Origin of the sequence: Nocardia sp. FBN12 (assembly GCF_050320175.1) — a bacterium.
GTDB lineage: Bacteria > Actinomycetota > Actinomycetes > Mycobacteriales > Mycobacteriaceae > Nocardia.
Genome location: NZ_CP190048.1, coordinates 4,625,036 through 4,648,462, shown reverse-complemented (window position 1 = coordinate 4,648,462; position 23,427 = coordinate 4,625,036). Strand labels below are relative to the sequence as shown.

Annotated in this window: 23 protein-coding genes; 12 read left to right on the top strand and 11 right to left on the bottom strand. The window is 66.3% G+C overall.

Annotated elements, in window-relative coordinates; all coding sequences use genetic code 11:
- Positions 1-95: 95 nt before the first annotated feature.
- Positions 96-1,787: a DEAD/DEAH box helicase gene (locus ACQHI0_RS22005; RefSeq protein ID WP_427903731.1), complete on the bottom strand. Its 1,692-nt coding sequence runs from the start codon at positions 1,785-1,787 to the stop codon at positions 96-98.
- Between the two features lie 481 nt (positions 1,788-2,268).
- Between ACQHI0_RS22005 and ACQHI0_RS22000 the strand changes: the two genes are divergently transcribed.
- Positions 2,269-3,321, top strand: coding sequence for an alpha/beta fold hydrolase (locus ACQHI0_RS22000; RefSeq protein WP_427903730.1), 1,053 nt, complete (start codon positions 2,269-2,271; stop codon positions 3,319-3,321).
- A gap of 28 nt (positions 3,322-3,349) precedes the next feature.
- Positions 3,350-4,039, top strand: a complete 690-nt coding sequence (locus tag ACQHI0_RS21995) for a ferritin-like fold-containing protein (RefSeq protein WP_427903729.1) — start codon at positions 3,350-3,352, stop codon at positions 4,037-4,039.
- Here ACQHI0_RS21995 and ACQHI0_RS21990 read toward each other — a convergent pair whose 3' ends face one another.
- Entirely contained in the window at positions 4,040-4,912 is an 873-nt protein-coding gene (locus ACQHI0_RS21990; protein WP_427903728.1) for a helix-turn-helix transcriptional regulator, read from the bottom strand.
- A 100-nt stretch (positions 4,913-5,012) separates the two neighbouring features.
- On the opposite strand from ACQHI0_RS21990, the gene ACQHI0_RS21985 reads away from it, so the two are divergent.
- Complete coding sequence (locus tag ACQHI0_RS21985; protein ID WP_427903727.1) at positions 5,013-5,549, top strand: YceI family protein; 537 nt, start codon at positions 5,013-5,015, stop codon at positions 5,547-5,549.
- A gap of 100 nt (positions 5,550-5,649) precedes the next feature.
- Entirely contained in the window at positions 5,650-5,877 is a 228-nt protein-coding gene (locus ACQHI0_RS21980; RefSeq protein WP_427903726.1) for a DUF3107 domain-containing protein, read from the top strand.
- 57 nt (positions 5,878-5,934) lie between these two features.
- Here the strand turns inward: ACQHI0_RS21980 and ACQHI0_RS21975 are convergent, their stop codons facing one another.
- The gene (locus ACQHI0_RS21975) at positions 5,935-6,618 is read right to left on the bottom strand and encodes a TetR/AcrR family transcriptional regulator (RefSeq protein WP_427903725.1); all 684 of its coding nucleotides are present in this window, start codon (positions 6,616-6,618) and stop codon (positions 5,935-5,937) included.
- 196 nt (positions 6,619-6,814) lie between these two features.
- Here ACQHI0_RS21975 and ACQHI0_RS21970 point away from each other — a divergent pair, with 196 nt between their 5' ends.
- The 8 genes from ACQHI0_RS21970 to ACQHI0_RS21935 all read left to right on the top strand — a co-directional run bounded on the left by ACQHI0_RS21970 (position 6,815) and on the right by ACQHI0_RS21935 (position 15,715).
- The gene (locus ACQHI0_RS21970; protein ID WP_427903724.1) at positions 6,815-7,903 is read left to right on the top strand and encodes a DUF3152 domain-containing protein; all 1,089 of its coding nucleotides are present in this window, start codon (positions 6,815-6,817) and stop codon (positions 7,901-7,903) included.
- Positions 7,904-8,012: 109 nt separating this feature from the next.
- Entirely contained in the window at positions 8,013-9,194 is a 1,182-nt protein-coding gene (gene moeZ / locus ACQHI0_RS21965) for an adenylyltransferase/sulfurtransferase MoeZ (protein WP_427903723.1), read from the top strand.
- A 111-nt stretch (positions 9,195-9,305) separates the two neighbouring features.
- Complete coding sequence (locus ACQHI0_RS21960) at positions 9,306-10,157, top strand: TIGR02569 family protein (protein WP_427903722.1); 852 nt, start codon at positions 9,306-9,308, stop codon at positions 10,155-10,157.
- On the top strand, positions 10,067-10,609 hold the full coding sequence (locus tag ACQHI0_RS21955) for a GNAT family N-acetyltransferase (RefSeq protein WP_427909251.1): 543 nt from the start codon (positions 10,067-10,069) through the stop codon (positions 10,607-10,609). Before ACQHI0_RS21960 ends, ACQHI0_RS21955 begins: the two co-directional genes overlap by 91 nt.
- 255 nt (positions 10,610-10,864) lie before the next feature.
- A complete protein-coding gene (locus ACQHI0_RS21950; RefSeq protein WP_427903721.1) occupies positions 10,865-12,721 on the top strand; it encodes an SCO2524 family protein in 1,857 nt (618 codons plus the stop codon).
- Positions 12,722-12,725: 4 nt separating this feature from the next.
- Positions 12,726-13,649 carry an SCO2523 family variant P-loop protein gene (locus tag ACQHI0_RS21945; RefSeq protein WP_427903720.1) on the top strand — a complete coding sequence of 308 codons (924 nt, stop codon included), beginning with the start codon at positions 12,726-12,728 and terminating at the stop codon, positions 13,647-13,649.
- Positions 13,649-14,668: an SCO2522 family protein gene (locus ACQHI0_RS21940; protein WP_427903719.1), complete on the top strand. Its 1,020-nt coding sequence runs from the start codon at positions 13,649-13,651 to the stop codon at positions 14,666-14,668. The genes ACQHI0_RS21945 and ACQHI0_RS21940 overlap by 1 nt, the downstream gene beginning before the upstream one ends.
- 69 nt (positions 14,669-14,737) lie before the next feature.
- A complete protein-coding gene (locus tag ACQHI0_RS21935) occupies positions 14,738-15,715 on the top strand; it encodes an SCO2521 family protein (RefSeq protein ID WP_427903718.1) in 978 nt (325 codons plus the stop codon).
- Between the two features lie 3 nt (positions 15,716-15,718).
- On the opposite strand, the gene ACQHI0_RS21930 is transcribed toward ACQHI0_RS21935, so the two are convergent.
- The 8 genes from ACQHI0_RS21930 to ACQHI0_RS21895 form a co-directional block, all read right to left on the bottom strand.
- The gene (locus ACQHI0_RS21930) at positions 15,719-16,570 is read right to left on the bottom strand and encodes a hypothetical protein (RefSeq protein WP_427903717.1); all 852 of its coding nucleotides are present in this window, start codon (positions 16,568-16,570) and stop codon (positions 15,719-15,721) included.
- A 3-nt stretch (positions 16,571-16,573) separates the two neighbouring features.
- A complete protein-coding gene (locus tag ACQHI0_RS21925) occupies positions 16,574-17,119 on the bottom strand; it encodes a GNAT family N-acetyltransferase (protein ID WP_427903716.1) in 546 nt (181 codons plus the stop codon).
- Between the two features lie 294 nt (positions 17,120-17,413).
- The gene (locus ACQHI0_RS21920) at positions 17,414-18,406 is read right to left on the bottom strand and encodes an SCO2521 family protein (RefSeq protein ID WP_427903715.1); all 993 of its coding nucleotides are present in this window, start codon (positions 18,404-18,406) and stop codon (positions 17,414-17,416) included.
- A gap of 13 nt (positions 18,407-18,419) precedes the next feature.
- Positions 18,420-19,421: an SCO2522 family protein gene (locus tag ACQHI0_RS21915; protein WP_427903714.1), complete on the bottom strand. Its 1,002-nt coding sequence runs from the start codon at positions 19,419-19,421 to the stop codon at positions 18,420-18,422.
- Positions 19,422-20,348: an SCO2523 family variant P-loop protein gene (locus tag ACQHI0_RS21910; RefSeq protein WP_427903713.1), complete on the bottom strand. Its 927-nt coding sequence runs from the start codon at positions 20,346-20,348 to the stop codon at positions 19,422-19,424.
- Positions 20,345-20,668, bottom strand: a complete 324-nt coding sequence (locus ACQHI0_RS21905; RefSeq protein ID WP_427903712.1) for a hypothetical protein — start codon at positions 20,666-20,668, stop codon at positions 20,345-20,347. The genes ACQHI0_RS21910 and ACQHI0_RS21905 overlap by 4 nt, the downstream gene beginning before the upstream one ends.
- Before the next feature lie 155 nt (positions 20,669-20,823).
- The gene (locus ACQHI0_RS21900) at positions 20,824-22,305 is read right to left on the bottom strand and encodes an MFS transporter (RefSeq protein ID WP_427903711.1); all 1,482 of its coding nucleotides are present in this window, start codon (positions 22,303-22,305) and stop codon (positions 20,824-20,826) included.
- A gap of 168 nt (positions 22,306-22,473) precedes the next feature.
- Entirely contained in the window at positions 22,474-23,145 is a 672-nt protein-coding gene (locus tag ACQHI0_RS21895) for a FadR/GntR family transcriptional regulator (protein ID WP_427903710.1), read from the bottom strand.
- Between the last annotated feature and the right edge of the window lie 282 nt (positions 23,146-23,427).

The window sequence follows — 23,427 nt, the reverse complement described above, 5'->3', positions numbered from 1 at the left end:
GGACTTGGGGTGCGCGGTGTGGTCGGGAGTGCGGTTAGGGGTACGCCATGGGGTGGTGGGAGGGCGGCGCGGGCTGCCCTCCCACGGTGTCCAGGTCAGGCGTCCACGGTGGCCGCTGCGTCGGCGGCGGTGGCTTCCGCGGGCTTGCGGCGGCGCCTGCGGCGGGCGGGCTTGGCCGTGTCGTCGCCATCGTTGTCGGCCGGAGCCGGATCGGACGCTTCGCTCGACTCCGTGGTTCCCGCATCGGTCCCCGCTTCGCCTGCCTCGGCGGGCTTGCGGCGGCGGCGCCTGCGGCGGGCCGGCTTGTCGCCTTCGGCCGCGTCGCCGGCGTTGTCCGCTGACTCGGTGGCCGGCTCGGCGCCCTCGGTGATGGGGGTGCCACCGCGGGTGCGGCGACGGCTGCGCGAGGACTTGGGGCGTTCGGTGCGCTCCTCGACTACGGCGTCGTCGTCACGGGTGGGGGCCGCGGGCTTGCGGATCACGCCGGTGATGCCCTCGGGGATGCCGAGGTCGCTGTAGAGGTGGGGGGAGCGGGAGTAGGTCTCGGCGGGATCGGCCATGTTCAGGCCGAGTGCCTTGTTGATCGACTCCCAGCGGTGCAGCTCGTCCCAGTCGATGAGGGTGATCGCGACACCGGTGCGGCCGGCGCGGCCGGTGCGGCCGATCCGGTGCACGTAGGTCTTCTCGTCCTCGGGGCACTGGTAGTTGATGACGTGAGTGACGTCGTCGATGTCGATACCGCGCGCGGCGACATCGGTGGCGACGAGCACGTCGATGGTGCCCTTGCGGAACTTGGTCAGCGCCTTCTCCCGGGCGATCTGGCCCAGGTCGCCATGCACGGCGCCGACATTGAAGCCACGCTCGGCGAGATCGTCGGCCACCTTCTGCGCGGTGCGCTTGGTGCGGGTGAAGATCATCGTCGCGCCGCGGGTCTCCGCCTGCAGCACCCGCGCGACCAGCTCGGCCTTGTCCATCGCGTGGGCGCGGTAGACGAACTGCGCCGTGCGATCGTGCACCGCGGAATCGTTGGCCAGCTCGGCGCGGATGTGCGTCGGCTTGGTCAGGAAGGTGCGGGCCAGGGTGATGATCGGGCCCGGCATGGTGGCCGAGAAGAGCATCGTCTGACGCTTGTCGGGCACCATCGACAGGATGCGCTCGATATCGGGCAGGAAGCCCAGGTCGAGCATCTCGTCGGCCTCGTCGAGGACGAGCACGCCGATCTTGCCGAGGATCAGGTGGTTCTGGTTCGCCAGATCCAGCAGGCGGCCGGGGGTGCCGACGACCACGTCGACCCCGTCACGCAGGGCGGCGATCTGGGTGTCGTAGGGGCGGCCACCGTAGATGGCGGCGACCTTCAGCGAACCCTGGTGGTTGGTCAGGTACTTGCTCGCGTTCTCCAGGTCCTTGGTGACCTGGATGCACAGTTCGCGCGTCGGCACGATGATCAGCGCGCGCGGGGTGCCGTCGAGCGGGGTGGTGCCGGTGTCGGCGGTGGCGATGCGGTGCAGCAGCGGCACGCCGAAACCGAAGGTCTTGCCCATGCCGGTGCGGGCCTGGCCGATGAGGTCATCGCCGGCCAGTGCCAGCGGCAGGGTGAGTTCCTGAATCGCGAAGGTGCGTTCGATCCCGATCTCGCCGAGCGCGCGCACGATTTCTTCGCGCACGCCCAATTCGGCGAAACTCGGCGGGATGTGGGTGTTGTCCAGTTCGGCCGTCAGGAGTGTGTCGGCCAAACCGGGTTCCTGTTCGACAGTGATCTTGCTCAGTGTTCGTGCCTTCCTCGTCATTGCATCTCGCACGCACGAGGTGGGGCGGGCCGGTCGGCCCGCGACGACCACATATCCGCCTGTGATATTCACCGGGCCGGCGCCGGATAACCATCGCCGACCAGGCATTATGCTGGCCGTCGAGACGGTGTCATCGGCGCGGCGCTGCGGTGATGCGGATTCGTTGCGCGCACATTTTCTCGACATTGCTGTCTGTGGACATCGCCGCTGTCCGCCCGCGCTGTGTGCCGGTGGAGTGCCGCGCCGCGGAGTATCTCCGGGCGTCGAAACTAGCGTTGTCCACGGTGATTGTAGCGTGATATTCTGCGCAATCCGAATTTCGACGTAGGTGAATGCCGTGCGAATACCGGCTCGCCACGGGATTACCTCGGCACGAGTGGTGTGTCGCAGCGCAATTCACGAGCGCCAGATTTCGCGCGTGTCCACCGGTGTAATCGAGCTCACTGGTACCGGCGGTACCGCGTGTGAGACATTTCTTGTCGTGAGCATCACCGACACCGTCACCACTGCCGCGCGCAACGCGTGGGCGCTGAGCTTCGGCGCGGGCATCGAGCCCGTCGACCCGGCACCCTCGACCGTGCTGTGGGACGAGCCGCACCGTCTGCTGCGTCGCTACGACACCGAATTCCAATCTGCCGCAAGCGATTCCGCGGTGCTGTTGGTGCCGCCACTGGCCGCGCCTGCCACCTGCTTCGACCTGCGCCGTGATCAGAGCCTGGCCCGCTATCTGGTGGAGACCGGTCGCGCTCCCTACCTCGTCGACTACGGCGACATCTCCTTCGCTGACCGCCGGATGGGCTTCGAGGACTGGGTCACCGACATCCTGCCCGAGGCGATCCTGCGGGTGAGCGCCGATCGCGGCGGTGCGCCCGTCGACCTGATCGGCTGGTCCGTCGGCGGCATGTTCTCGCTGCTCACCGCCGCCGCGAATCCGGAGCTGCCGATTCGCTCGGTCACCGGGGTCGGTCCGCCGCTGGACTACGACAAGATGCTCGGTATTCCGCAGCTGCGCGCCGTGGCGAGTCTCACCGGCGGTTGGGGCGCCACCACCCTCGTCCGGGCTGCGGGTGGCATTCCCGCACCGCTCACCAAACTCGGCTACCGGCTCGCCGCCTACGACCGTGAACTGGCGCGTCCGGGGTTCATCGCGCGGAATATCGCCAATACCGAGACTCTCGCCAAGATGGAATCGATCGACCGTTTCCAGGCGGCGATGCCCGGCTACCCCGGCCGCTTCTACAACCAGCTGTGGGGCCGGATAATGCTGGCCAACGACATCGGCAAGGGCAAGCTCGAACTGGCCGACCGCACCGTGCACCTCGCCGACGTGCGCGTGCCGGTGCTGCTGATCGGCGGCAAGTCCGACGTGATCACCCCCAAGGCCGCCGTCGAGGCCGGTTTGCGCACGCTCTCGGGTTCGCCGTCGGTCACCTACGAGGTCGTGCCCGGCAGCCACCTCGGCATTCTCACCGGACCCGAAGCCCGCGAAACCACCTGGGCCCACCTGGACAAATTCCTGGCCGAACGCGACTGATCATCGATCGGGACTATTCTTGGCAGTCATGGGAGCCCAGACCTCTGCCGCGCCGGAATTCTTCTCGACCTCACCGCTCGCCGCGGACCACGCGGGGGTGACGGAGCTGTTCGCGGTCCTCGCCTACGGCGAGCTGTCCGCGTTCTATCGGCTCGCCGAAGAGGCGAAGCAGGCGCCGTCGCTGCGCGGCCGGATCGGGGTCGCCAAGATGGCCGCCGCCGAACTCGCGCACTTCGAAACCCTCGAAGCGGCGCTCACCGCACGCGGTGCCGACGCCGAGGCCGCGATGGCGCAGTACCAGGGCGCGCTGGACTCCTACCACGCCTCCACCGACCCCTCGACCTGGCTCGAGTCGATGGTGAAGTTCTACGTCGCCGACGGCCTTGCCGCCGACTTCTACACCGAAATCGCGGGCGCGCTGCCTGCCGAGGTTTCCGATGTGGTGCGCGACGTGCTCGCCGAAACCGGCCACTCGCAGTTCGTCGTCGACGAGGTCCGCAGCGCGGTGGCGGCCAGCCGCTCCCAACGCGACCGCCTTACCCTGTGGGGCCGCAGGCTGCTCGGCGAGGCGATCACGCAGGCACAGTTCGTGATGGCCCAGCGCGACGAACTGGCCGAACTGGTCCTCGCCGCCACCGGCGACCTCAACGGTATCGCCACCCTGTTCGACCGCATGCAGGAACGCCACTCCGCCCGCATGGCCGAACTCGGCCTGTAGTCACAGCCCGACCGCACGCCCCGGCACCAAGCGCAATTCCGGTGTGCGGGCGGCGGTTTCGCGGGGTAGCCAGATGACTACCTCCTGGTCCTTGTCCGCGGAGAGGGTTTGCACCGTGTAGGTGAGGGTGCCTCGGGTCGGGTGTTCGAAGCCGAGGAGGGTGGGGATGTCTTCGGCCAGGCGGTGGGGTTGCCAGCGGCGGGCGAATTCGGGTTCTTCGCACAGGGTGGTGATGACGCCGGCGATGCGTTCGTCGTCGGGGCGGCGCAGGCGGGTTCTGGCGAGCCGGTCGGCCAGGTGATCGGCGAATTGGGGCCAGTCGGTGACCGTGGTCCGGGCCAGGGGGTGGCGGAAGGTCCAGACGGCGAGGTTGACCATGTCGGGGTTGTCGAGCAGGCCGAGTGGGGTGGCGAGCTCTGCCCACGCACTGTTCCAGGCGAGCACGTTGGCGCGGGGACCGAGGGCGAAGGCCGGGGTGGGGGCGAGTGCGTCGAGCACGCTGCGAAGCGCCGCGGGTACCTGATCGAGGACCGGGTCGAAAGCGGTACTCGGGCAGCGTGATTCGCTGCCGGTGGTCAGGGCAAGCCAGCCGAAATGCGCGCGCTCGGTGTCGTTGAACCGCAACGCGGTGGCGAGCGCGTCGACCACTGCCATGGACGGGTTGGTGTCGCGGCCCTGCTCGATGCGGGCCAGATAGTCGGCGCTGACACCGGCCAGCACCGCGACTTCTTCCCGGCGCAGCCCGGGGGTGCGGCGCCTGCCGCCGCCGGGCAGGCCCACGTCCTCCGGGCGCAACTCGGCACGACGGGCGATGAGAAGTTCCGCGAACGCCGAACGGGCACCCGGATGGTCCGTCGTACCTGTGCCTACCATGTCTCGATCCTCCCTGGTCGTGGGAATTTCAGCCACGCCCTGCGGGGACCAGGATAACCGCGGTCTGGTTAACGGACCGTAGTCCGGTCAGGGTGGAGTCATGACCTCCTCGACACAGACCCAGCCACTGAAGACCGGATCCTGGGCCCTCGACGCCGCCCACTCCTCGGTCGCGTTCACCGTTCGACACCTGGGCATCGCCAAGGTCCGCGGCGGCTTCACCCGCTTCGAGACCGAATTCGTCGTCGACGAGACCGGCGCGGTCACCCTCGGCGCCACCATCGAGCTCGACTCCTTCGACACCGGCAACGCCGACCGCGACGCCCACATCCGCCAGGCCGACTTCCTCGACGTCGCCAACCGCCCGACCCTGAGTTTCCGTGCGACGCAACCGGTTCAGGTCGGCGAGACCTTCACCGTCACCGGTGAGGCGACCCTCGGCGCCATCACCCAGCCACTGACCCTCGACGTGGAATGGGGCGGCATCGCCGATTTCCCCGACGGCACCCGCCATGCCGGCTTCTCCGCCACCGGCGCCATCAAGCGCACCGATTTCGGTGTCGGCGTAGCCATGCCGGGCATGCTGTCGGACACCGTGAAGATCGAACTCGAGATCGAACTGGTCGAGCCGGCCTGAGCCGTTCGCTCAGAGCGCAGGCGGGGAGTGACCCCGGTGTCGGCGGCCTGCACTAGCCTGGGACCTGACAACACAGGACTCTTACGTTCGGAGGTTGGCCGTGGAGGTCAAGATCGGTATTTCGGATAGCCCGCGAGAGCTCGTCATCAACAGTGCGCAGAGCCCTGATGAGATCGAGGCGCTGGTGTCCGATGCGCTGAGCGGCTCCGCCGGCGTCGTGTCGCTCACCGACGAGAAGGGCCGCAAGTTCCTGATCCAGGCCGCGAAGGTCGCCTACGTGGAAATCGGTTCCCCGGCCACCGGTCGCGTGGGTTTCGCCACCATCTGAGCCGCGAACGCGGAAAATGCCCCGTCATCGTCGAGATGACGGGGCATTTTTCGTAGCTCAGAAATCCTGCGCGTACCCACGCTGCGCGGCGGTCAGCGGGACGTGCTTGAGGCCACCCCATGCCAGTGACACCGTGGTGTCGACGGCCTCGTCCTTGGGGACCGGGCGATCGGCTTCGAGCCAGTAGCGGGCCGAGAACTGGCTCGCACCGACGAGGCCGACGGCAAGTATCCGCGCGCGATACGGATCGAGGCCGGAGTCGTGGGCGACCAGATCGAACACCGCGTCGACACAGGCCTCGGTGGCCTGCTCGACCCGGCGCTGCACCTGCGGTTCGCTGGTGAGGTCGGATTCGAAGACCAGACGGAAGCCCTGCATCTCGTTGTCGACGAAATCGAAGTACGCCGCGACCGCGGCCCGCACGCGCTGCTTGTTGTCGGTGGTGGAGCGCAGCGCCTGGCGCACGCTCGACACCAGGATGTCGACATAGTTCTGCAGTACCGCCAGGTACAGCTCCAGCTTGCTGGCGAAGTGCTGGTACAGCACCGGCTTGCTGACCCCGGCTACCTGGGAGATCTCGTCCATGCCCGCCGCGTGGTAACCGCGCTGGACGAATACTTCGCTGGCGGCGAGCAGCAGCTGCTGGCGGCGCTCGTCGCGGGGTAGTCGGGTGCCGCGCTTGGCCGGGACCGTCTCCGGCACCGATCGGCGCGAGGGCATGCGGTCCACGAGGTCAGTCATCTCGGCTCTCTTGGTCGACTTCCCCGGCCGCCAGGGTGTGCGGTCCGGGTATCCCACGAACGATACTCGCACGGTGTTCACCCTGCGTCTCGCCCTGGAAATGTAGTACCAGTCCGTGGAGTTCGCCGGGCCGTAACCGTGCGAACTCCTGCGGCCGCCCGCATGGCCGATTTGCGCACTGTGAGAATCTGATGAGGTGAACGACCGACCGGACGACCAACCCGGCGGCGGGCCCGATGTCGCTCGCTCCACGCAACCCACCGAGTCCGGTTCTGTGACGTCGGCGCCAGAAGGGCGCGAACTGCAGGTCTACGACCCGCTCGGGCTCTATCAGCCCGCCGACCGATCCCGTCAGCCGCTGCGCGCCCGCTGGGACCCCACCGACCACGACAACGGCCGCCCCCGCAGCCCGGCGCGGGACGCGAAGAAGCAGAGCGCGCTCGGCCGCTTCGTCTCCGCCTACGGGTGGCGTGCGTACGCGTTGCCGGTGCTGCTCGCCATCACCGTGCTGGTCGTCGCCGACGCCCTGCGTACCGGCCCGATCGCGGCGCCCACCGATCCCGGTTTCGGCGCGCTGAGTCCCAAAGTGGCGCAGTCCGGCATCATCGGCGCACCGCCCGGCGACGGGAAGTTCCCCGCCGATCTACCCCTCGGAGCGCTGCCGGAGGGCGGCGAGTACGTCGAGCGCGCGGCAGGCACCTGGCATGTGGTGCCCGGCACCAGCGCCCAGGTCGGCGCGGGCACCGAGCGCGTGTTCCGCTACACCGTCGAGGTCGAGGACGGCATCGATACCGCGCCGTTCGGTGGCGACGCCGCGGTGGCGAAGATGGTGGAGACCACCCTGGCCAACCCGAAGAGCTGGACCAACGATCCCAAGTTCGGCTTCCAGCGCATCGACGCGGGCCCGGCCGATTTCCGGCTCTCGCTCACCTCGCGCGAAAGCACCCGCGCCGCTTGCGGATTCGAGATCCCGATCGACTCGTCGTGCTACAACGCCGACCTCGACCGCGTGGTGCTGTCGGAGGTCCGCTGGGTGCGCGGCGCCCTGGCCTTCGACGGCGACATCGGCTCCTACCGGCAGTACCAGATCAACCACGAGGTCGGCCACGCCATCGGGTACCACGGCCATCAGCCGTGCGAGACCGACGGCGGCCTCGCCCCGATCATGATGCAGCAGACCTTCGGCACCAGGAACAACGACATCGCCCAACTCGACCCGCACGGTGTCGTCCCCGCCGACGGCAAGACCTGCCGCTTCAACCCATGGCCGTACCCGCGCGGCTAGTCGGCTCGCCCATGCGGGAACATGGACGGGAAGAACAGCGCGGCGGGTCTTGTTGTAGTCAGCAGAACGGCCAATGGTTCGCAGCCGCCAAAAACACAGGAGTTCTTACGTGTCTTCCAACGGGACCTTGCCGCCGCTAGTCGAGCCGGCGGCGGAACTGTCCAAGGACGAGATCGCTCGCTACAGCAGGCATCTGATCATCCCCGATCTCGGCGTCGACGGTCAGAAGCGGCTGAAGAACGCCAAGGTCCTCGTGATCGGCGCGGGCGGCCTCGGCTCGCCCGCCCTGCTCTACCTGGCCGCCGCCGGTGTCGGCACCCTCGGCATCGTCGAGTTCGACGAGGTCGACGCCTCCAACCTGCAGCGCCAGATCATCCACGGCGAATCCGATATCGGCCGCCCCAAGGCCGACAGCGCCCGCGATTCCATCCTGGAGATCAATTCCGGGATCGACGTGCGGCTGCACAAGATCCGCCTGGAACCCGAGAACGCGGTCGAACTGTTCGCCGAATACGACCTGATCGTCGACGGCACCGACAACTTCGCCACCCGCTACCTCGTCAACGACGCCGCTGTCCTCGCGGGCAAGCCCTACGTGTGGGGCTCGATCTACCGCTTCGAGGGCCAGGTCTCGGTGTTCTGGGAAGACGCCCCCGACGGCCGCGGCATCAACTACCGCGACCTGTACCCGGAAGCCCCGCCGCCGGGCATGGTCCCGTCCTGCGCCGAGGGTGGCGTGCTCGGCGTGCTGTGCGCGTCGATCGGTTCGGTGATGGTGACCGAGGCGATCAAGCTGATCACCGGCATCGGTGAGACGCTGCTCGGCCGCCTGATGGTCTACGACGCACTCGACATGAACTACCGCACCATCAAGCTGCGCCGCGATCCGCAACGCGAGCCGATCACCGAACTGATCGACTACGACGCGTTCTGCGGTGTGGTGTCGGAGGAGGGCACCGCGGCCGCGGCCGGGTCGACCATCACCGCCGCCGAACTCAAGGACCTGCTCGACGCCGACAAGGTCGAGTTGATCGACGTGCGCGAGCCGGTGGAGTGGGACATCGTCCGCATCGCGGGCGCGACCCTGGTTCCCAAGGACCGCATCCTGTCCGGCGAGGCGCTGGCCGAACTGCCGCAGGACAAGCCGGTCGTCCTGTACTGCAAGACCGGTATCCGTTCGGCGGAGACGCTGGCTGCGTTGAAGCGCGCCGGTTTCGCCGACGCGACGCATCTGCAGGGCGGTGTGGTGGCCTGGGCCAAGCAGGTCGATCCGTCACTTCCGGTCTACTGACCCGATAGCCACCGGTTTGCGACCTCGCCGCTGATTGCGGTGAGGTCGCAAAGTGGAGTATCACAGCGTGCCTTGGGGCACCTCCGGTGATCGCGGGGTTACGGTACGGCCGTGACCTCAGTCGAACCTCCCGAGCATGTGCGAGCCACATTCGGGCTTCGCGAAGTGACGCCGGTTTCCCTAGGGGACTGGGACGGTGGCTGGCGCATGGGTGACGTGGTACTCAGCCCCGTCGCCGATCACGCGCGGGCCGCGTGGTCGGCGAAAGTTCGGGAACATCTCGCCGTCGACGGTCTGCGCGTGGCCCGTCCCGTCCGCGCCACCGACGGTCGCTATGTCGTCTCCGGTTGGCGCGCCGACACCTACGTCGACGGCGCCCCCGAACCCCGCCACGACGAGGTCGTCTCGGTCTCGCTGCGCCTGCACAAGGCGACAGCGGAATTGGAACGCCCCCGCTTCCTGGTCCAGCCGCCCGTCGCCCCCTGGGTCGACGTGGACGTCTTCGTCGCCGCCGACCGCGCCGCCTGGGAATCGGTCCCGCTGCGCACCCTGCGCGCGGGCGGCGTCCCCATCGCCGCCACCCCCGACGGCCAGCGTTCCCTCGAACTGATCGGCCAGCTCTCCACCTTGCGCAAGCCGGTCCGCGGCCCCGACCAGCTCGTCCACGGCGACCTCTTCGGCACGGTCCTGTTCACCGGCGCGCACACCCCCGGCCTCACCGACATCACCCCCTACTGGCGCCCCGCTACGTGGGCCGCGGGGGTCGTGGTCGTCGACGCATTGGCCTGGGGCGGTGGCGACGACGGTCTCCTCGACCGCTGGGCCACCCTGCCCGAATGGCCCCAAATGTTGTTGCGCGCGTTGATGTTCCGATTGGCAGTCCACGCCCTGCATCCCCGCTCGACCCCCGAAGCCTTCCCTGGCCTCGCCCGCACCGCCGACATGGTCCGTTTGGCGCTCTGACGAGGAAACCACCCCGGCCCAGCCTCACCGGTCGCTGTCGAACACATCCTGAGTACACGTCCTCTGATTTCGATGTCAGAGATCAGCTGCGGGCGTTCATGGACTTGAACAGTTCCCGCTGCGTCGTCGCGGTCGAATCCGGCGGCGACGAGGACAAGGTCGTCGGCTACGCGATGACCATCATGGGCGAATACGCGAGGGCATGGCTGATCAGCCTGGCTGTCTTGCCCGATCGGCGCGGGTGCGGTTACGGCCACGGCCTGCTGCGGCGCAGCGTCGAGGTCTGCCAGGAAAAGGGTGACGTGGATGAGGTCTGGTTGACGGTCGACCCACAGAACGTCGCGGCCTACAGGCTGTTCAAGGACTTCGGTTTCGTGCTGCGCGAGCACGACGAACGGTACTTCGGCCATGACGAACCGCGCGACGTGCTGGTCTACAAGACCGCTAGATAGTTCACGGCGAACTCAGCACATGCGATGCACCTGTGTTGTGCCCCTGAAGCATTCCCGGGGTTGGCGAGAACGGCGGATACGGTGCGATCTGCACTGTGATGTCTGATCTATCCGGATGGTCGTCTAGATCGAGATGTGGTGCTGGGCAATCGGATTCGGTGGCGACTTGCATCTCATCGGGGTAAATTCAGGGCATTGCCCGCGGGGCCTCCCATGGGCTCACAGGCTTCGATGACTGAATGAGGTCGGCCGCAGATGAGGATTCAGCCCAGGAAACAGATTCTGGAAATCTGGCGTGCGCTGGTCGGGTCGTGCTACGACGACGGTGCCTGGCAGTGGGGCGGTATTCGTGGTGCAAATTCGATCAGCGACTCCGAACAGTTGCTCTGCTTGCTGTATCCGGCCACCGAGATCGTTGGATTCACGCTCGACCGCCCCGACGACATGTCCGACGATGTCAAGGGAGTGTTATCACCGCTGGGCGGACCGAAGGCGATCGGGCTGAAAGTCCTCGAGGTGATGGAGGATTACCTGGATCGCAACACAGACGTGGCGACCGGTGAACCGCTCTTCGACGCAGGCAGCTATCTGCAGTCCACCGAACCAGATCGACCGCCGACTGACGATCAGCAGAAGATCGAAGTGGTGGACGGATACTCCATGTCGGTGACGCTCTGTATCGCGGGGCTCGGCTTTCTTCGGGTCTTCGAGAATTGGATCCGCGCGGAACGGCGTGGCGAGATCGGCCGCGTCACAGCGGCTACCGAGAAATTGAGCGCCCGTTTGACGGCGGCGATGACCGGACTGGTGCGCAGCTTCGTTGTCAATGCCGTGGCACCGACCTCGGATGAGGGCAAGGCCATGCTGAGGATGTTCAATCAGCAGGACCTGCCGGAGCGGGCCGTGGTCGAGGAGTTCGCGACGAGTCTGGAGCGGGTTCGGACCAGGCTGCGCACAGATGTCAAGCTCGGCAAGGCACCTGGTGCCGCGCTAGACGACGAAGGAATGTTGTTCGAGTGCGGCTGGAGCTGGGGAATCGTCTCCGGTGCGGACAATGTCGAATTCATCGCCGCGGCGAACGCCACGGGTGATGGTGTCGCCGAAGCCCGGCCGTATCTGTACTTCACCGTGATTGCGTTGGACGGCATCAACGACGTCCTCTCGCAGCGCACTCGTGAACTCGACCTCTTCAACGACGACCAGTATCGACTGGCCGAAGCGTTGCGAATCCGCTGGGATCTGACCCAGCGCTATTGGGCAACGGTCGCCCGGTTCGGTTCCGGCCGTTGGCCATTGGAAGACATTCCTTGGCGGACATCCGACGGTGAGGAGTCGGACTACTTCAGTCTCATCGTGTCGGCGGTGCTGATCCAGGAACTCGTCTCCCGCACGGCATCCGACGACGACCTCACCCGTGCTGTCGACATCTTCGACGAGCTGGCCAGGCGCGGACGGATTCTTCGGCGCGCGACCAGTGCTGATCCCGCTGTCGAACTGCACGACCCCGGCGTTCGAATGGTGCTGCGCGGCAGTGAAGAGGTCGACAACGGTCCGAGATTGGCGTGGGCGGTCTCGGATTTCGCCGCGGTGTTGCTGAAGCGAAGTCTGCAGGCGGCCCGACTGTCCGGCAACATCACCGCACGTGATCAGCTGATGGAGTTGGCCAAGGCGATCATGGACCACCTCGACCGGAGAATGATTCAGGAAGGTCCGGCGACCGGGCTGTGGGACGATCCAGGTGCCGTATTCGGCACGGACGCAACAGAACCGGTGACCGCGCCCTCCTGGTACATGACCGAGCGCATCGTGGAATGTCTGGTTGCGGCCGACCGGACCTATAGGGAAGCGCCGCTGCGCTCACCCGCGATGGTCACGCGCGCCGTCGAGTTGCTCAACGAGGCTGAGCATCTGCTCAACCAGGGGATGCTCAACGTCAGCATCGAGGACAAATCACCCAACAGGATCGAACTAGATGACGTCGAGGACAAGTTGGAGCGCGCCAGGAAGCTGGTCAATGTGCAGCCCGGTACTGCGTTCACGCTGGCATCCGCGGCGCTGGTAGCGCTGAACCGGTTGGCGTTCGCCACCCAAGACGCGACCAGGAGCAGCTGAGACGATGATTGTGTTCGCGACTTCGGACAAGGGCGGAACAGGTAGGTCTGTCACCAGCTGCAATATCGCCCATCGCCTGTGTGCGAGCGGGCTGAGCACTGTCTATGTCGATTTCGACTTCGGGTCGCCGACTGCGGGCGCGGTATTCGAGATCGGCACGCTCGAGCGGGGAACAACGCCTGGTTCCGGGACGCATTCCTTTCTGACCGGGCGCAACAGCCTTGTGCACAGCGTCGACGTGCACAAGCAGACTGATCGCCAGGACCTCCGCAAGCATCGAACCAGGTTGGCGAAGCTGACGTTGCTGCCCGGTGACGAGGGTGGCGGCGAGCTGACCAAGTTGGCGGACTATCCCGGGATCGTCACCCGGTGCGTCGAGTTGTTGCTCGGGCTCGCCGCCGCCAACAAGGTGGTAATCGTGGATCTGAGCGCAGGCAGGTCGGTGGCGCTCGAGCTCGCACTGCGTGCCGCCGCTACACCGCAGATGCGGGCGACAACGGTGCGGTGGTTGGTCTTTCATCGGTGGACACGCCAGCACATACTCGCGGCGGGCGGCTTGATGCTCGGACCGAACGGGTTGCTGCGCGGCGGGACGGCCGCCGGTCACGACGCGGAGGAATTGCGCCGCAACATGCGCTTTGTTCGCACGGCGGTACCGCAATTGAACACTCCGACCTCGGCCGCTACGGCACCGCAGGCGGCGTGGCAGAACAAGCAGGAATCCGCGTTGCGGGCACTGGCGTCGGCGGAGCGGATCGGGGAGACAGTGCTGATCGGTGCCACCCCGGTCGAACCGGTGCTGCAGTGGCGCGAGCAACTGATTCTCGACGTCGACGTCAGCGCCGGGATCGCCAATGCGGCCACGGTGGCCGCGTTCCAGGAACTGGCGCGCAAACTGGTGAGTCGCGACGAATGGCAGGAGGTCTGATGCAGACGAGCGCGGAATTCGCAGGCTATGTCGAGGCCGGGGAGACGGCTACGGTACCCGCAACCGACATGTCTCACCTGTCGATCGAAGTCGGGCACTTCTATATGGAGGATCTACTCAACGGAGTCGAGCGGATCGAAGCGCAATTCGAACGGGTCAGGGCGATGCTCGATGAGCGCGTGGCCAGCGAATCCGCGGCGTGGTCACACACGGGTGGAGATGGTCCGTTTCGGGTGAGCACATGTTTCCTGCTCGACGACTACTTTCGCGCCGATACCGATCCGCGGGAGATCATCCCCAAGCTGCGGAGCGCGGCCGCCGCATGTGGCGTGCCGATCGACTATCTCGCGCGCGAGGCCGGCTGCCACGAGGCACCACGGGTGGGTGAAGTGATCCCGCTGGCGAAGGCTGTTGCCGACATGCTGGTGGAGGAGCCGATCGAGCACACCACCGGTCAGCGTCCCCCCGCACAAGATCTCGGATGGCTGGCCAACGGTCGCCGTTCCAGTGAGAGCGAATCGGGCCCTGCGATGGACATCCGCCCGTACACGCCGCCGCGGGAATACGGGCGTCAACGAAGTCTGTCCATTTTCATCGATATCGAGATGTGGCGTGCGGATTCGAATTCGGCGGACGGGCGGCTCTGGTCCTGTCCGTTCCTCGCCTCTGTGTGGCATTTGCTTCGCCTCGGAATGATTCGGTATCAGGACGAGGTAGCGGTGACCCCGGTGGCGGTAGATCCTGACGTCGAGGGATTCGAGTGGCCGAGCGACTGGCGGGATCTGCCCGCGGTGATGCAACTGAACCCGAACGCGAAGCCATTCACCGCGTATCGCTCCCTGTCGCTGATGCCGGAGCGATACATCGGCATCGAACACGCGGTTCGGGTGATTCTCGATCATCTCGATCTCGATGAGCGAGTGGTGAATTCGGTTGTCGATCGGGCGAGTCGCGAAGGACTCGTCCTGCCCGGACGGGTGAGCGCACGGATCGGGCACGGACTGCTCGACGGGTCCTGATCGGTAACTGGCACGAGACATTTAGGTGTCAGCGGCGTATAATGTGCTCCGGTTGCCTACACTTTTGTCATGCCTACAGACGGGCGCCCCTTGGTGGCGTTGGGTGAAGTGCGCACCTGCCTGCTGCCGGATTCCGCGGCGCTCAGCCGCGGTGCGGCGGTGGACCTTCTCGACGTGGTGCTCGGTCGGCCGGGCCTCTCTCGGGAACGCCCTTTGGATTGGGCCGAATCGCCGCGTCTGGCGGTCGGCATCGACTGTCAGTTGGTGCCACATGTCCGATCCCGCGGTGTCGGTACCATCGCCACGAACGCGCTGATTATCGGTGGTCGGGTGTTGCAGAGCTCGGCGCACGCCATTGTCGCCGCGCCGGCGGCGTCGTCGGGGCAGCGACGGACGTGGTCGCACTATCTGGGGCGAGTGGGCACCGTCGAACTGTTGACCGGGGCGTCGGACACGATCTCCGATCGTCTGGTGGTCGGCTTTCTCAGCACTGTCCGGGCCGCAGGCCCGGTCCTGGATCTCACTGCTGTCAGCACCCGACTGCTGACGAAGGTGCACAGTGATGTTCGGCTAGACCAGCAGCCTCCACTACTGGTCGAACCCACACAGCTGCGGTGGGCCGCCCGCGTCGTGCCCGGTGCGCAGGCTTCGGTGCTTTTCGGTTTGCACCAAGATCGAATCCGCACCGCGCTGGTGACGATCGGCTCCGTCGACGACCTGCCCGAGGTTCGTCGATACTGCCAGGATCTGGCCGTGCACGATTGGCTGCTCACCGCTGTCATCGATGTCATCGAGGATGCCGAGTTCGCCCAAACATCAGGCAGCACACCGGAATCGGTGCTGGCACCGGCATTGCAGCACCTCGCCCATCTGTGGATGCCCAGTGCGCACACACCAGCGCCGCTGCGCTGCCTGTGGGAGCAACTGGAGAAGGATCCGGGTTTCTCCCGTCAGTGGCATGCCAGGATCGGGCAATTGCGCGACCGCGTCGCCGTAGCGACTTTGGCCGCGCTGCACCGAACTCCGGCGCAAATGCGTCAGTGGTAGCTGCTAGAGCCGGAACCATCGTCGCACGAGCAGAGCGAAGAAGACCGAGGTCGTCACGCTACCGAGGTAGGACTCGACGATCAGCAGCACCCGGGCCGTCGGTTCGAGGCCCATGGCGTCGAGGTCGCCGAGTCCGAGTGGGTTGAGGAATTCGATCAGGGACAGATGTGTCGCTGTGGTGGCCGCGACGTCGGTCACCAGCATCAGTGCGCCGGCGAACAGGGCCAGTTCGCAGGCGATCCATCCCAGCAGTCTGAACGGTCGATATCCGTAGCCGCACAAGATATTTGCTATGAAGCCCGGCGCGCGGCGGATTCCCCGGCGTTGCGCTCGGGTGCGGGCCCGGGCCAATGCGAGCCCACATCGGTCCTGATCGTCGAGGTCGGCGTTGATCGCATGAAGATCCCGTGCCTGCCGAAAGGCGACGCAGGCGTGCGCGGGTAACCCGACGTCGAGTAGCCGCGCTCCGAGATCCTCGTAGATCAACGCCAGCATGCGGTTCTGTCTTCTGCTCAGGCGAAGAGGTCCTCTTGCTTCGATTTCCGCGGCCAACATCGCCATCGCCAGCACCCGCAGCGGGTGGTCCGCTGCGGGCGGGTGCTCGGGAATATCGTCGATCAGGGCGTATACATGAGCGAAAACCAGACTGTCGCCCGCGCGCCGTGTCGAGGGGGGATCGTATTCGGCGAGGACCCGTTCGACCCGGCGATCGAGCTGATCCAGATTGTCCTGCTCGCTGCTGCTCCCGGGTGCTGCCAGGACCTCCAGGTAGGCATCGGCATGGCGTTCGATGAGGGTGATCTTCGATGCGACGAACGGTGACAGCTGGTCGGTATGGTCATCTTCCCCGAACACGAGCTATCCCTGCGGCCCGTCGCCCTTGGACCAACGACGGTCCTGTGGCCCGGCATCCCACCAATACCCCCCGGGGTCATCCAGGCGATGAGCGAGGAGGTCGCGGGGTTCTTCGGGCCCGAAGTAGTGCTCGTCGTGGTCGACCCAGACGAATCCAGACTTTTTGTACAGGTTGACCGCAGGGGTGTTCGAGGGACGCACCGTAATGAACAACGTGTCGATCCGGGCACCACGGCAGCGATCAACCGCGCGCACCAGCAACTCTTTGCCCAGTCCGAGGCCCCGATGGCTACCCGCTACCGCGAGGCCGATTACCCAGGCGGACCCCTCTTGACCGACCGCGATCAGTGCGTATCCGCAGACCTTGCGCTCGATTTCGGCTACCATCCAGTGCGAGCCGTGGACCTCGAATAGTTGCCGCAACACGAAATACGGGTACGGCTGCGAGGAGAACTCCTGTGATTCCAGCGCTGCGATCGCCGTAAGATCGTCAACGTCGACAGGGCGGAAATAGGGCTCGGTGGCACCGCTCTCGCTCGAACTGTCCAACTCGCGACCCCCGTAGCTTCGATGCGCCCTCCTCCCAGAGTAAAGCAACCAGGTTGTGGCGGAAGGAATACGGCGGTCCGGGCTCTCGCCGTTGCCCGGCAGATTCTTTGAATTAGCATGTTGCACAATAGGACTCGGGATGTCATCGATCTCGTGCGGCGATGGTCTCACGGGGGCGGCATGCGGTGGGCGAGGCCGGCGGACCTGCTTGCCCTGCAAGCTATTTCGTGCTGCGCGAGCACGGCAAACGGAGTTTCGGCGATTGCATCGAAGCTCCGCTTGTCCGGCAGTAATTCACCTGTCACCGGGCGAGTCTTCGCCGCTCGCGGCGTAATACGTCGCCACCTCGATCCGGCGCCGCATCTGTTCGACGCGGGCGGTCCAGTGTTTGGAGAAGTTGGCCGCCGCCTGCAGGTCCCGCCACGGTGCCCGCATCGCGGCCGAGACCTGCGCGCCCGGCATCCACAGGTGCGCAAGATGTTCGAACACCGGGGCGAGCACGGCGACCTGCCGGCCGTCGCTGAATCGTTCGGCCGCAGATACTTTCGCGTCGATGACCGTAAGTAGCCAGTCGTGGACGGCGACATCCTGACAGAACCGCAGAGCATCGGGGAGATCCGTCGCCTGCCGCACCGTCACTCGTAAGGTCCTGGACAGCTTGTCCTCGATACGCATCGACACCGTTGGCCCGGCGGTGCCACCGATGATGGCGGTCCAGCGCAGCCGCGTGGCCGGTGCTCGCAGCGGGGGTCGTTGATCCAGTACCGGCGAGGAACGCAACTCGTCGAGGTGTCGGGCACAGATCGAGGCGAGATCCAGCGTGTTCGGGCCGGGCGGCGCGAAATAGGCTGCGGCCAATGCCTTGTCGGCGAACTCGTGGTCGGGCAGGTCACCGATCACCTCTGTCACCCCGACCTGACCGAGGTAATGCGACCACGGCATGCGCTTTTTCTGCCGAGCCCGCACGACGGTGGTGTGTGCGGACAGCTGCGACAACCGGCCACCGACGACAACCGCGGTCGACTCCACTGTCCCAACCGCGCGTGCGGTCGTCACCGTACCCCAGCCGAGATGGCAGTCGACGCCGGTCGCGCGACGCGGCGAAAAGGGAAGCGGCCCAGGACGTTCTCGGCGTAGGACAGTCGCGCCGGCAACCGTGGACAGCAGTTCCTCGGTGGCCTGGCCATCCAGGGTCACCGAATGCGGCAGCAGGCAGGTGTGGATCTCGCCGAGTACTACGAGCGGTATCCGCGGTCGTGGCGCGGGACGGCGTAGCGGCGATGTCATTCGCGTTGGCTCGTCATTGGCAGGCTCCGTCGATCAGCAGATGTCCCACACGCTCAACAACTTCGGGCGACACCAGCACTCGCTCGGCAGCGCCCTGGGCTGACACCTGGGCGGTGACAGCGTCATCCGGTGCGAGGTGATCGAGGATGACCCGCACCGCCGACTCGATCAGCAGATAGCGCTTGGGCAGCATCGACAGCGTCCGGTAGGCCGTGAATGGCGCCGCGTCAGGGTTGAGCTGAACCACCGGCGGCAGGTCTGCCCAGTGGTCCGGCCAACCCCGGCCCGCGGGCCACGGCTGCGGATCCACTACGGGCGCACCGTGATAGCGCAGCATGCCCAGCCTCAGGAGCTGCCACACCGCGGTCAGGAATGGGCACGACCAGCGTCGCGCGCCGTCCCGATCGTGCCAGAGCTCCACATCCTGGAAGATCGAATGCTCGCCGCGGCCGTACTCGTGCGGCGGCCGATACGGCTGCGGATGCATGGCCGGGCGCAATGAACTGTTCTGCTCCCGACGCCCATTACACAGCCACCCGGATTCGGCGGTCGGTGGCCGGCGGCCGTTGGTGACTTCCTCATCCTCGGGCTCGGCGATAAGCCGAGCCGCCACCATCTCCGCGATCGGGATGGCTGCGCCGACGGCCTCCCCGCCCGCGAACACCGGCGCTTGGTTGCAGGCCGATTCCCTGGCCAGGTAGTCGATCGTCAAGCCGGCGTCGGCGGCCGCGCCGAGCAGTCGGTCGAGCACGGTGGTCGGTTCGAAGCGGGGTTGGAAGTAGTCGTCGGTGAGGTAGCAGGTGCTCACCCGGGTGTCGGGCCCGAATTCGATCCGCGCCGATTCGATGAACGCGGCGACCAGCGGAACGACACGACGCAATCGGGCGCGGACCAGGTCGGTGTCGTAAAGGATTTCTTCGTGTCGGAAGTGGCCGATCTCGATCGACAGGTGCGCCATGGGTAGCGGTGCGGTGACCGATTCCTCCGACGCCTCGCGATAGGTTGGTGAATTCATCTACTCGATATCCCAAGTCGCCGAATCGGTAAGTCGCCGAGCCAGATCCGTGTATGCCTCGACAGTCGCCAGATCGGCGAGCCGGGCGTTCACGTCGGCGTCGAGGATGAGCTGTTCGCGCCACTGCAGCATCGGCTCGATCGGTGTCTGCCCCAGCACCATGGCCGCGCCGATGCCTTCGGCCGTGGCCAGTTCGCGCAGCGCCTTGGACTGCTCGTTCAGCCAGGCCGCCTGAGCCGGGTCCATTGTGCGGGTCCGATCGGACCCGGCGACTGCCGTGCGCACGCAACGCGTGGATGCCAGCAGTTCCTCGCGGTCGTGACCGAAGAGTGCACCGGTCTGGATCAGCCCGTGCGGTCCGTGCACCAGGCCACCGGCGGCCAGCACGTGCTCGCGGGTCCATCGGTGGAAGACCAGCCAGTGCTGCGCGCGGCGCGCCGGCATGGTCGAGGCAGTGGCCCACAAGGCGATCTCCAGGGCGGCTGAGCGTCCGGCGCTGAGGTCGACTATTACCACCGCGAATTCGCTCAGCAGATTGGCGAGCAACGCGACGGCGCGCGCGACAATCGCTTCGTCACAGCCGAATTCGGCGCCGCCCACGTCACCGGGCAGCAGTACCAGGCGGCCTGCTCCCGGCGTGGCGCGACGCAGTTGGGCGCGGTCGGTTTCGCGGCTGATGATCAGTCGCTGCGGCTCGCCGGTCTCCCCGAGCAGATACGAGTGCAACCCTTGCCCCTCGGTGACGCCGCGTTCGGCCCCGCCGATCTCGAATAAGGCGCCCGCTGTCGGAGACCCGAAATCGAAGTCGACATAGGCAACATCGAGGCCGCGCAGACATAGCCGGTAGGCAACGTTGCAGCTGGTGACCGAGCGTCCCGTGCCACCTTTGTCAGAGGTCGCGAAGACCAGCGTCGCGTCGGTGCTCATCGGCCGGCGTCCTCGCGCGCGTGGGCGAGCGCGTCGAGGCGCAGCAATGCGTCGGCGGCCAGCGCGTCGGCGGTGTGCGGCCGCCTGGTCCTGATCTCGGTGGCCCGGTCCAGCGACTGTCTGATCGCCTCCAGTTCCTTGAAGCGTGGTGAATACATGGCATCGCTGACTTGGAGAAACTCCTGGCCGAGTAGATGTTCGGCCTCGCTGATCGAATTGCGCCCGTCGCGTCCGCCCCAGACCCACCGGCCATCCCGGAACGAGGTGCGCAGGTGCGCGCGCCAGAGATCCAGAAGTTGTTGCCGCGGCCGCATTCTCATCGATTCCCCTCCGGACTGCTCCTGCAAGTGTGGCCGCTGGACTGCACCCTTGTCATCGGTTGCGCCGTAGAAGGTTTCGATGCCTCCTGCTGGACGACGGCCGAAAGCCACGTCCGGTAGGGGACCGAACGTGGCTTTCGGGAGGGTGGGCGTGGTTACACGTTGGCGTAGGCCAGCGACGGCACCTTGTCGGTGGCGACGGAGGTGCGCAGGTAGCACCACCAGGTGACACCAGCCATCACCAGGAACGCGGCGGCGTAACCCCAGAAGGCGGGCGCCATACTGCCGAAGTTGATGTTGGACAGGCGAAGTGCCTGCTGCAGGACGAATCCACCGAACGCGCCGACGGCGCCGATCACGCCGATCGCGGCACCGGCCTGACGGCGTGCGGAAGCCTGCGCCTCGGTGATCTCCATGCCGTGTTCGGCGGCGTACTTCTTGGCGGTGGCGCCGAAGATCGAGGGGATCATCCGGTAGGTGGAGCCGTTACCGACGCCGGTGAGCACGAACAGCAGCAGGAACGCGGCGAGGTAGAGCGGGAAGCTCTTCATCGACAGCGCGGTCATGATCAACGCGACCGCGACAGCCATGCCGCTGAAGACGAACACCGTGATGCGCGCGCCACCGACCTTGTCGGAAATCCACCCGCCCACCGGTCGGCTGAACGATCCGACGAACGCACCGAGGAAGGCCAGGTTGCCGACCATGCTGATCCAGCCGATCGAGGCCAGGTGCGGGAAGTTGGCCTTGATCAGGGTCGGGAAGGCGAACGAGAAGCCGATGAACGAACCGAACGTGCCGATGTAGAGAAACGACATGATCCAGGTGTGCGGGTTGGTGAGCGCGAGCTTGTAGGACTTGCCGTCGGCCTTGGCGGAGACGATCGAGTCCATGTAGCGCAGCGCGCCGAACGCGGCCACCAGGACGAACGGTACCCAGACCAGGATGGCGAGGGTGATGCCGAACCGGTAGCCCGCGGCGTCCTTGGCGAGCAGGTGCGTGCCGAAGGTGATCAGCAGCGGGGCGACCAGCTGTGTTTGCGCCACACCGAGATTGCCGCCTGCGGCGTTGATACCGAGCGCGGCGCCCTTCTTGCCTTCGGGGAAGAAGAACGAGATATTGGCCATCGAGGACGAGAAGTTGCCACCACCGACACCGGCGAGCGCGGCCAGCAGCAGGAAGACCCACATCGGGGTACCGGGCTGGTTGATGAAGAACGCCAGACCGAGGGTCGGGATCAGCAGCATCCCCGCACTGAAGACGGTGAAGGCTCGACCGCCGAACTTGGGGACCGCGAAGGTGTACGGGATGCGCAGGGTCGCGCCGACGAGGGTGGGGACCGAGGTCAGCAGCAGCGCGTTGGCGACGGCGGTGGGGTTACCTTTGCCGAGGCCTTCCAGGAAGGTGAAGCCCGCCGCGCCCATGGCGGTGACGATGGAGCCGAACAGCACCCAGACGCTGAAGCCCAGGTTCTCGGCGAGCACGGAGAACCACAGGTTCTTCTTGGCGGTCTTCTCGCCGCCCGATTCCCAGAATTTCTGATTGTCGGGTTCCCACTGGGTGAGCCAGCGACCCTTCTTCTCATATTCGAACGACGGAGATTCCGTCGCCTGGCCGGTGGCGGCGATTGCGGTCATCGGCTTCCTCTCGATCGAGCGCGTGTGCGGTGTCGAGATAAAGGTAGGAGCCGGTTGTTGCGTGACAATGGCCTCAGGTGACGTTCCAGGCAACTACGGCTCACCGCGCGAATTCGCTGGTGGTGACAGCCCGGTTACCTGGAATTAGGAACTGCGAGAATTCGCAGCTCAGCGGTCCGGGTATTCCGCGATGAGTGACCCGAGGAAGCAGTTGGCGGCCTGCACGGCTCGCTCGGCGTCGCCGTCGATGACGGCCTGCACGAGTTCGGCGTGCTCGGTGTCGTAGGCGTCGTCGGATTTCGCGGTCCGCGCGTGGATCACCTGTTCGATGATCGGCAGCAGCGAATCGTAGAACTCCAGATATACCGCGTTGTGGCTGGCGACGACGATCGCGCGGTGCAATTCGACGTCGGCGGCGATGGCCACCGGGTCGGCTTCGGACCAGTTCCGGTTGCTGCGTTCGGCGAGCAGGCGCTGCAGTGTGGCGATATCGGCGTCGTCGCGGCGGCGCGCGGCCAGGCCCGCCGCGGTGGTGTCGAGGGCCTGGCGCAGTTCGAGGATGTCGCGTTCCTGCGCGTCGGCGAAATACTTGCCCAGGGTGCCGCCGACCTCCGAGGTAGCGATCACATAGGTGCCCGAGCCCTGACGGCGTTCGAGCATGCCTGCGTGCACGAGCGCCTGGACAGCTTCGCGCACGGTGTTTCGGCCGGTGCCGGTGAGCTCGGTGAGCTCCGGTTCGGTGGGGATTCGCTGGCCCACAGGCCAACGGCCGGAACGAATCTCGGCCCGAAGCTGTTCGGTCACCTGGGCGATGAGGCTGGTACGCCGGACGGGTTGCACGTCAGCAAGGGTACTGGGCTGTTCCGCCGCTCCGGGACTTCAGGCCGGACTGGTGCGCGGATTGGCCTGGGCGGGCGACCGGCGGGATGTCGGCTGTGCGGTAGCCCGTTCCCGGTGAGTTACCCATGTTCGCGCGGGAGATCGCTCACAGTCGCTTGGCAGCAGTCATCGGGTCATCCTATGATTCCCGAGTGCCGCCGCTCATTCCGCCTCTCCGCGAATCTTGGCCAGACTCAGGCGTCGCGTCGACCCTCGTGGGCGACCGGCGCGACGATGCTGGTC

Coding starts and splice junctions, on each gene's coding strand:
- ACQHI0_RS22005 (WP_427903731.1), bottom strand. CDS start 1,787: ATGACGAGGAAGGCACGAACACTGAGCAAGATCACTGTCGAACAGGAA.
- ACQHI0_RS21995 (WP_427903729.1), top strand. CDS start 3,350: ATGGGAGCCCAGACCTCTGCCGCGCCGGAATTCTTCTCGACCTCACCG.
- ACQHI0_RS21990 (WP_427903728.1), bottom strand. CDS start 4,912: ATGGTAGGCACAGGTACGACGGACCATCCGGGTGCCCGTTCGGCGTTC.
- ACQHI0_RS21985 (WP_427903727.1), top strand. CDS start 5,013: ATGACCTCCTCGACACAGACCCAGCCACTGAAGACCGGATCCTGGGCC.
- ACQHI0_RS21975 (WP_427903725.1), bottom strand. CDS start 6,618: ATGACTGACCTCGTGGACCGCATGCCCTCGCGCCGATCGGTGCCGGAG.
- ACQHI0_RS21950 (WP_427903721.1), top strand. CDS start 10,865: ATGAGGATTCAGCCCAGGAAACAGATTCTGGAAATCTGGCGTGCGCTG.
- ACQHI0_RS21945 (WP_427903720.1), top strand. CDS start 12,726: ATGATTGTGTTCGCGACTTCGGACAAGGGCGGAACAGGTAGGTCTGTC.
- ACQHI0_RS21940 (WP_427903719.1), top strand. CDS start 13,649: ATGCAGACGAGCGCGGAATTCGCAGGCTATGTCGAGGCCGGGGAGACG.
- ACQHI0_RS21935 (WP_427903718.1), top strand. CDS start 14,738: ATGCCTACAGACGGGCGCCCCTTGGTGGCGTTGGGTGAAGTGCGCACC.
- ACQHI0_RS21920 (WP_427903715.1), bottom strand. CDS start 18,406: ATGACATCGCCGCTACGCCGTCCCGCGCCACGACCGCGGATACCGCTC.
- ACQHI0_RS21915 (WP_427903714.1), bottom strand. CDS start 19,421: ATGAATTCACCAACCTATCGCGAGGCGTCGGAGGAATCGGTCACCGCA.
- ACQHI0_RS21910 (WP_427903713.1), bottom strand. CDS start 20,348: ATGAGCACCGACGCGACGCTGGTCTTCGCGACCTCTGACAAAGGTGGC.
- ACQHI0_RS21905 (WP_427903712.1), bottom strand. CDS start 20,668: ATGAGAATGCGGCCGCGGCAACAACTTCTGGATCTCTGGCGCGCGCAC.
- ACQHI0_RS21900 (WP_427903711.1), bottom strand. CDS start 22,305: ATGACCGCAATCGCCGCCACCGGCCAGGCGACGGAATCTCCGTCGTTC.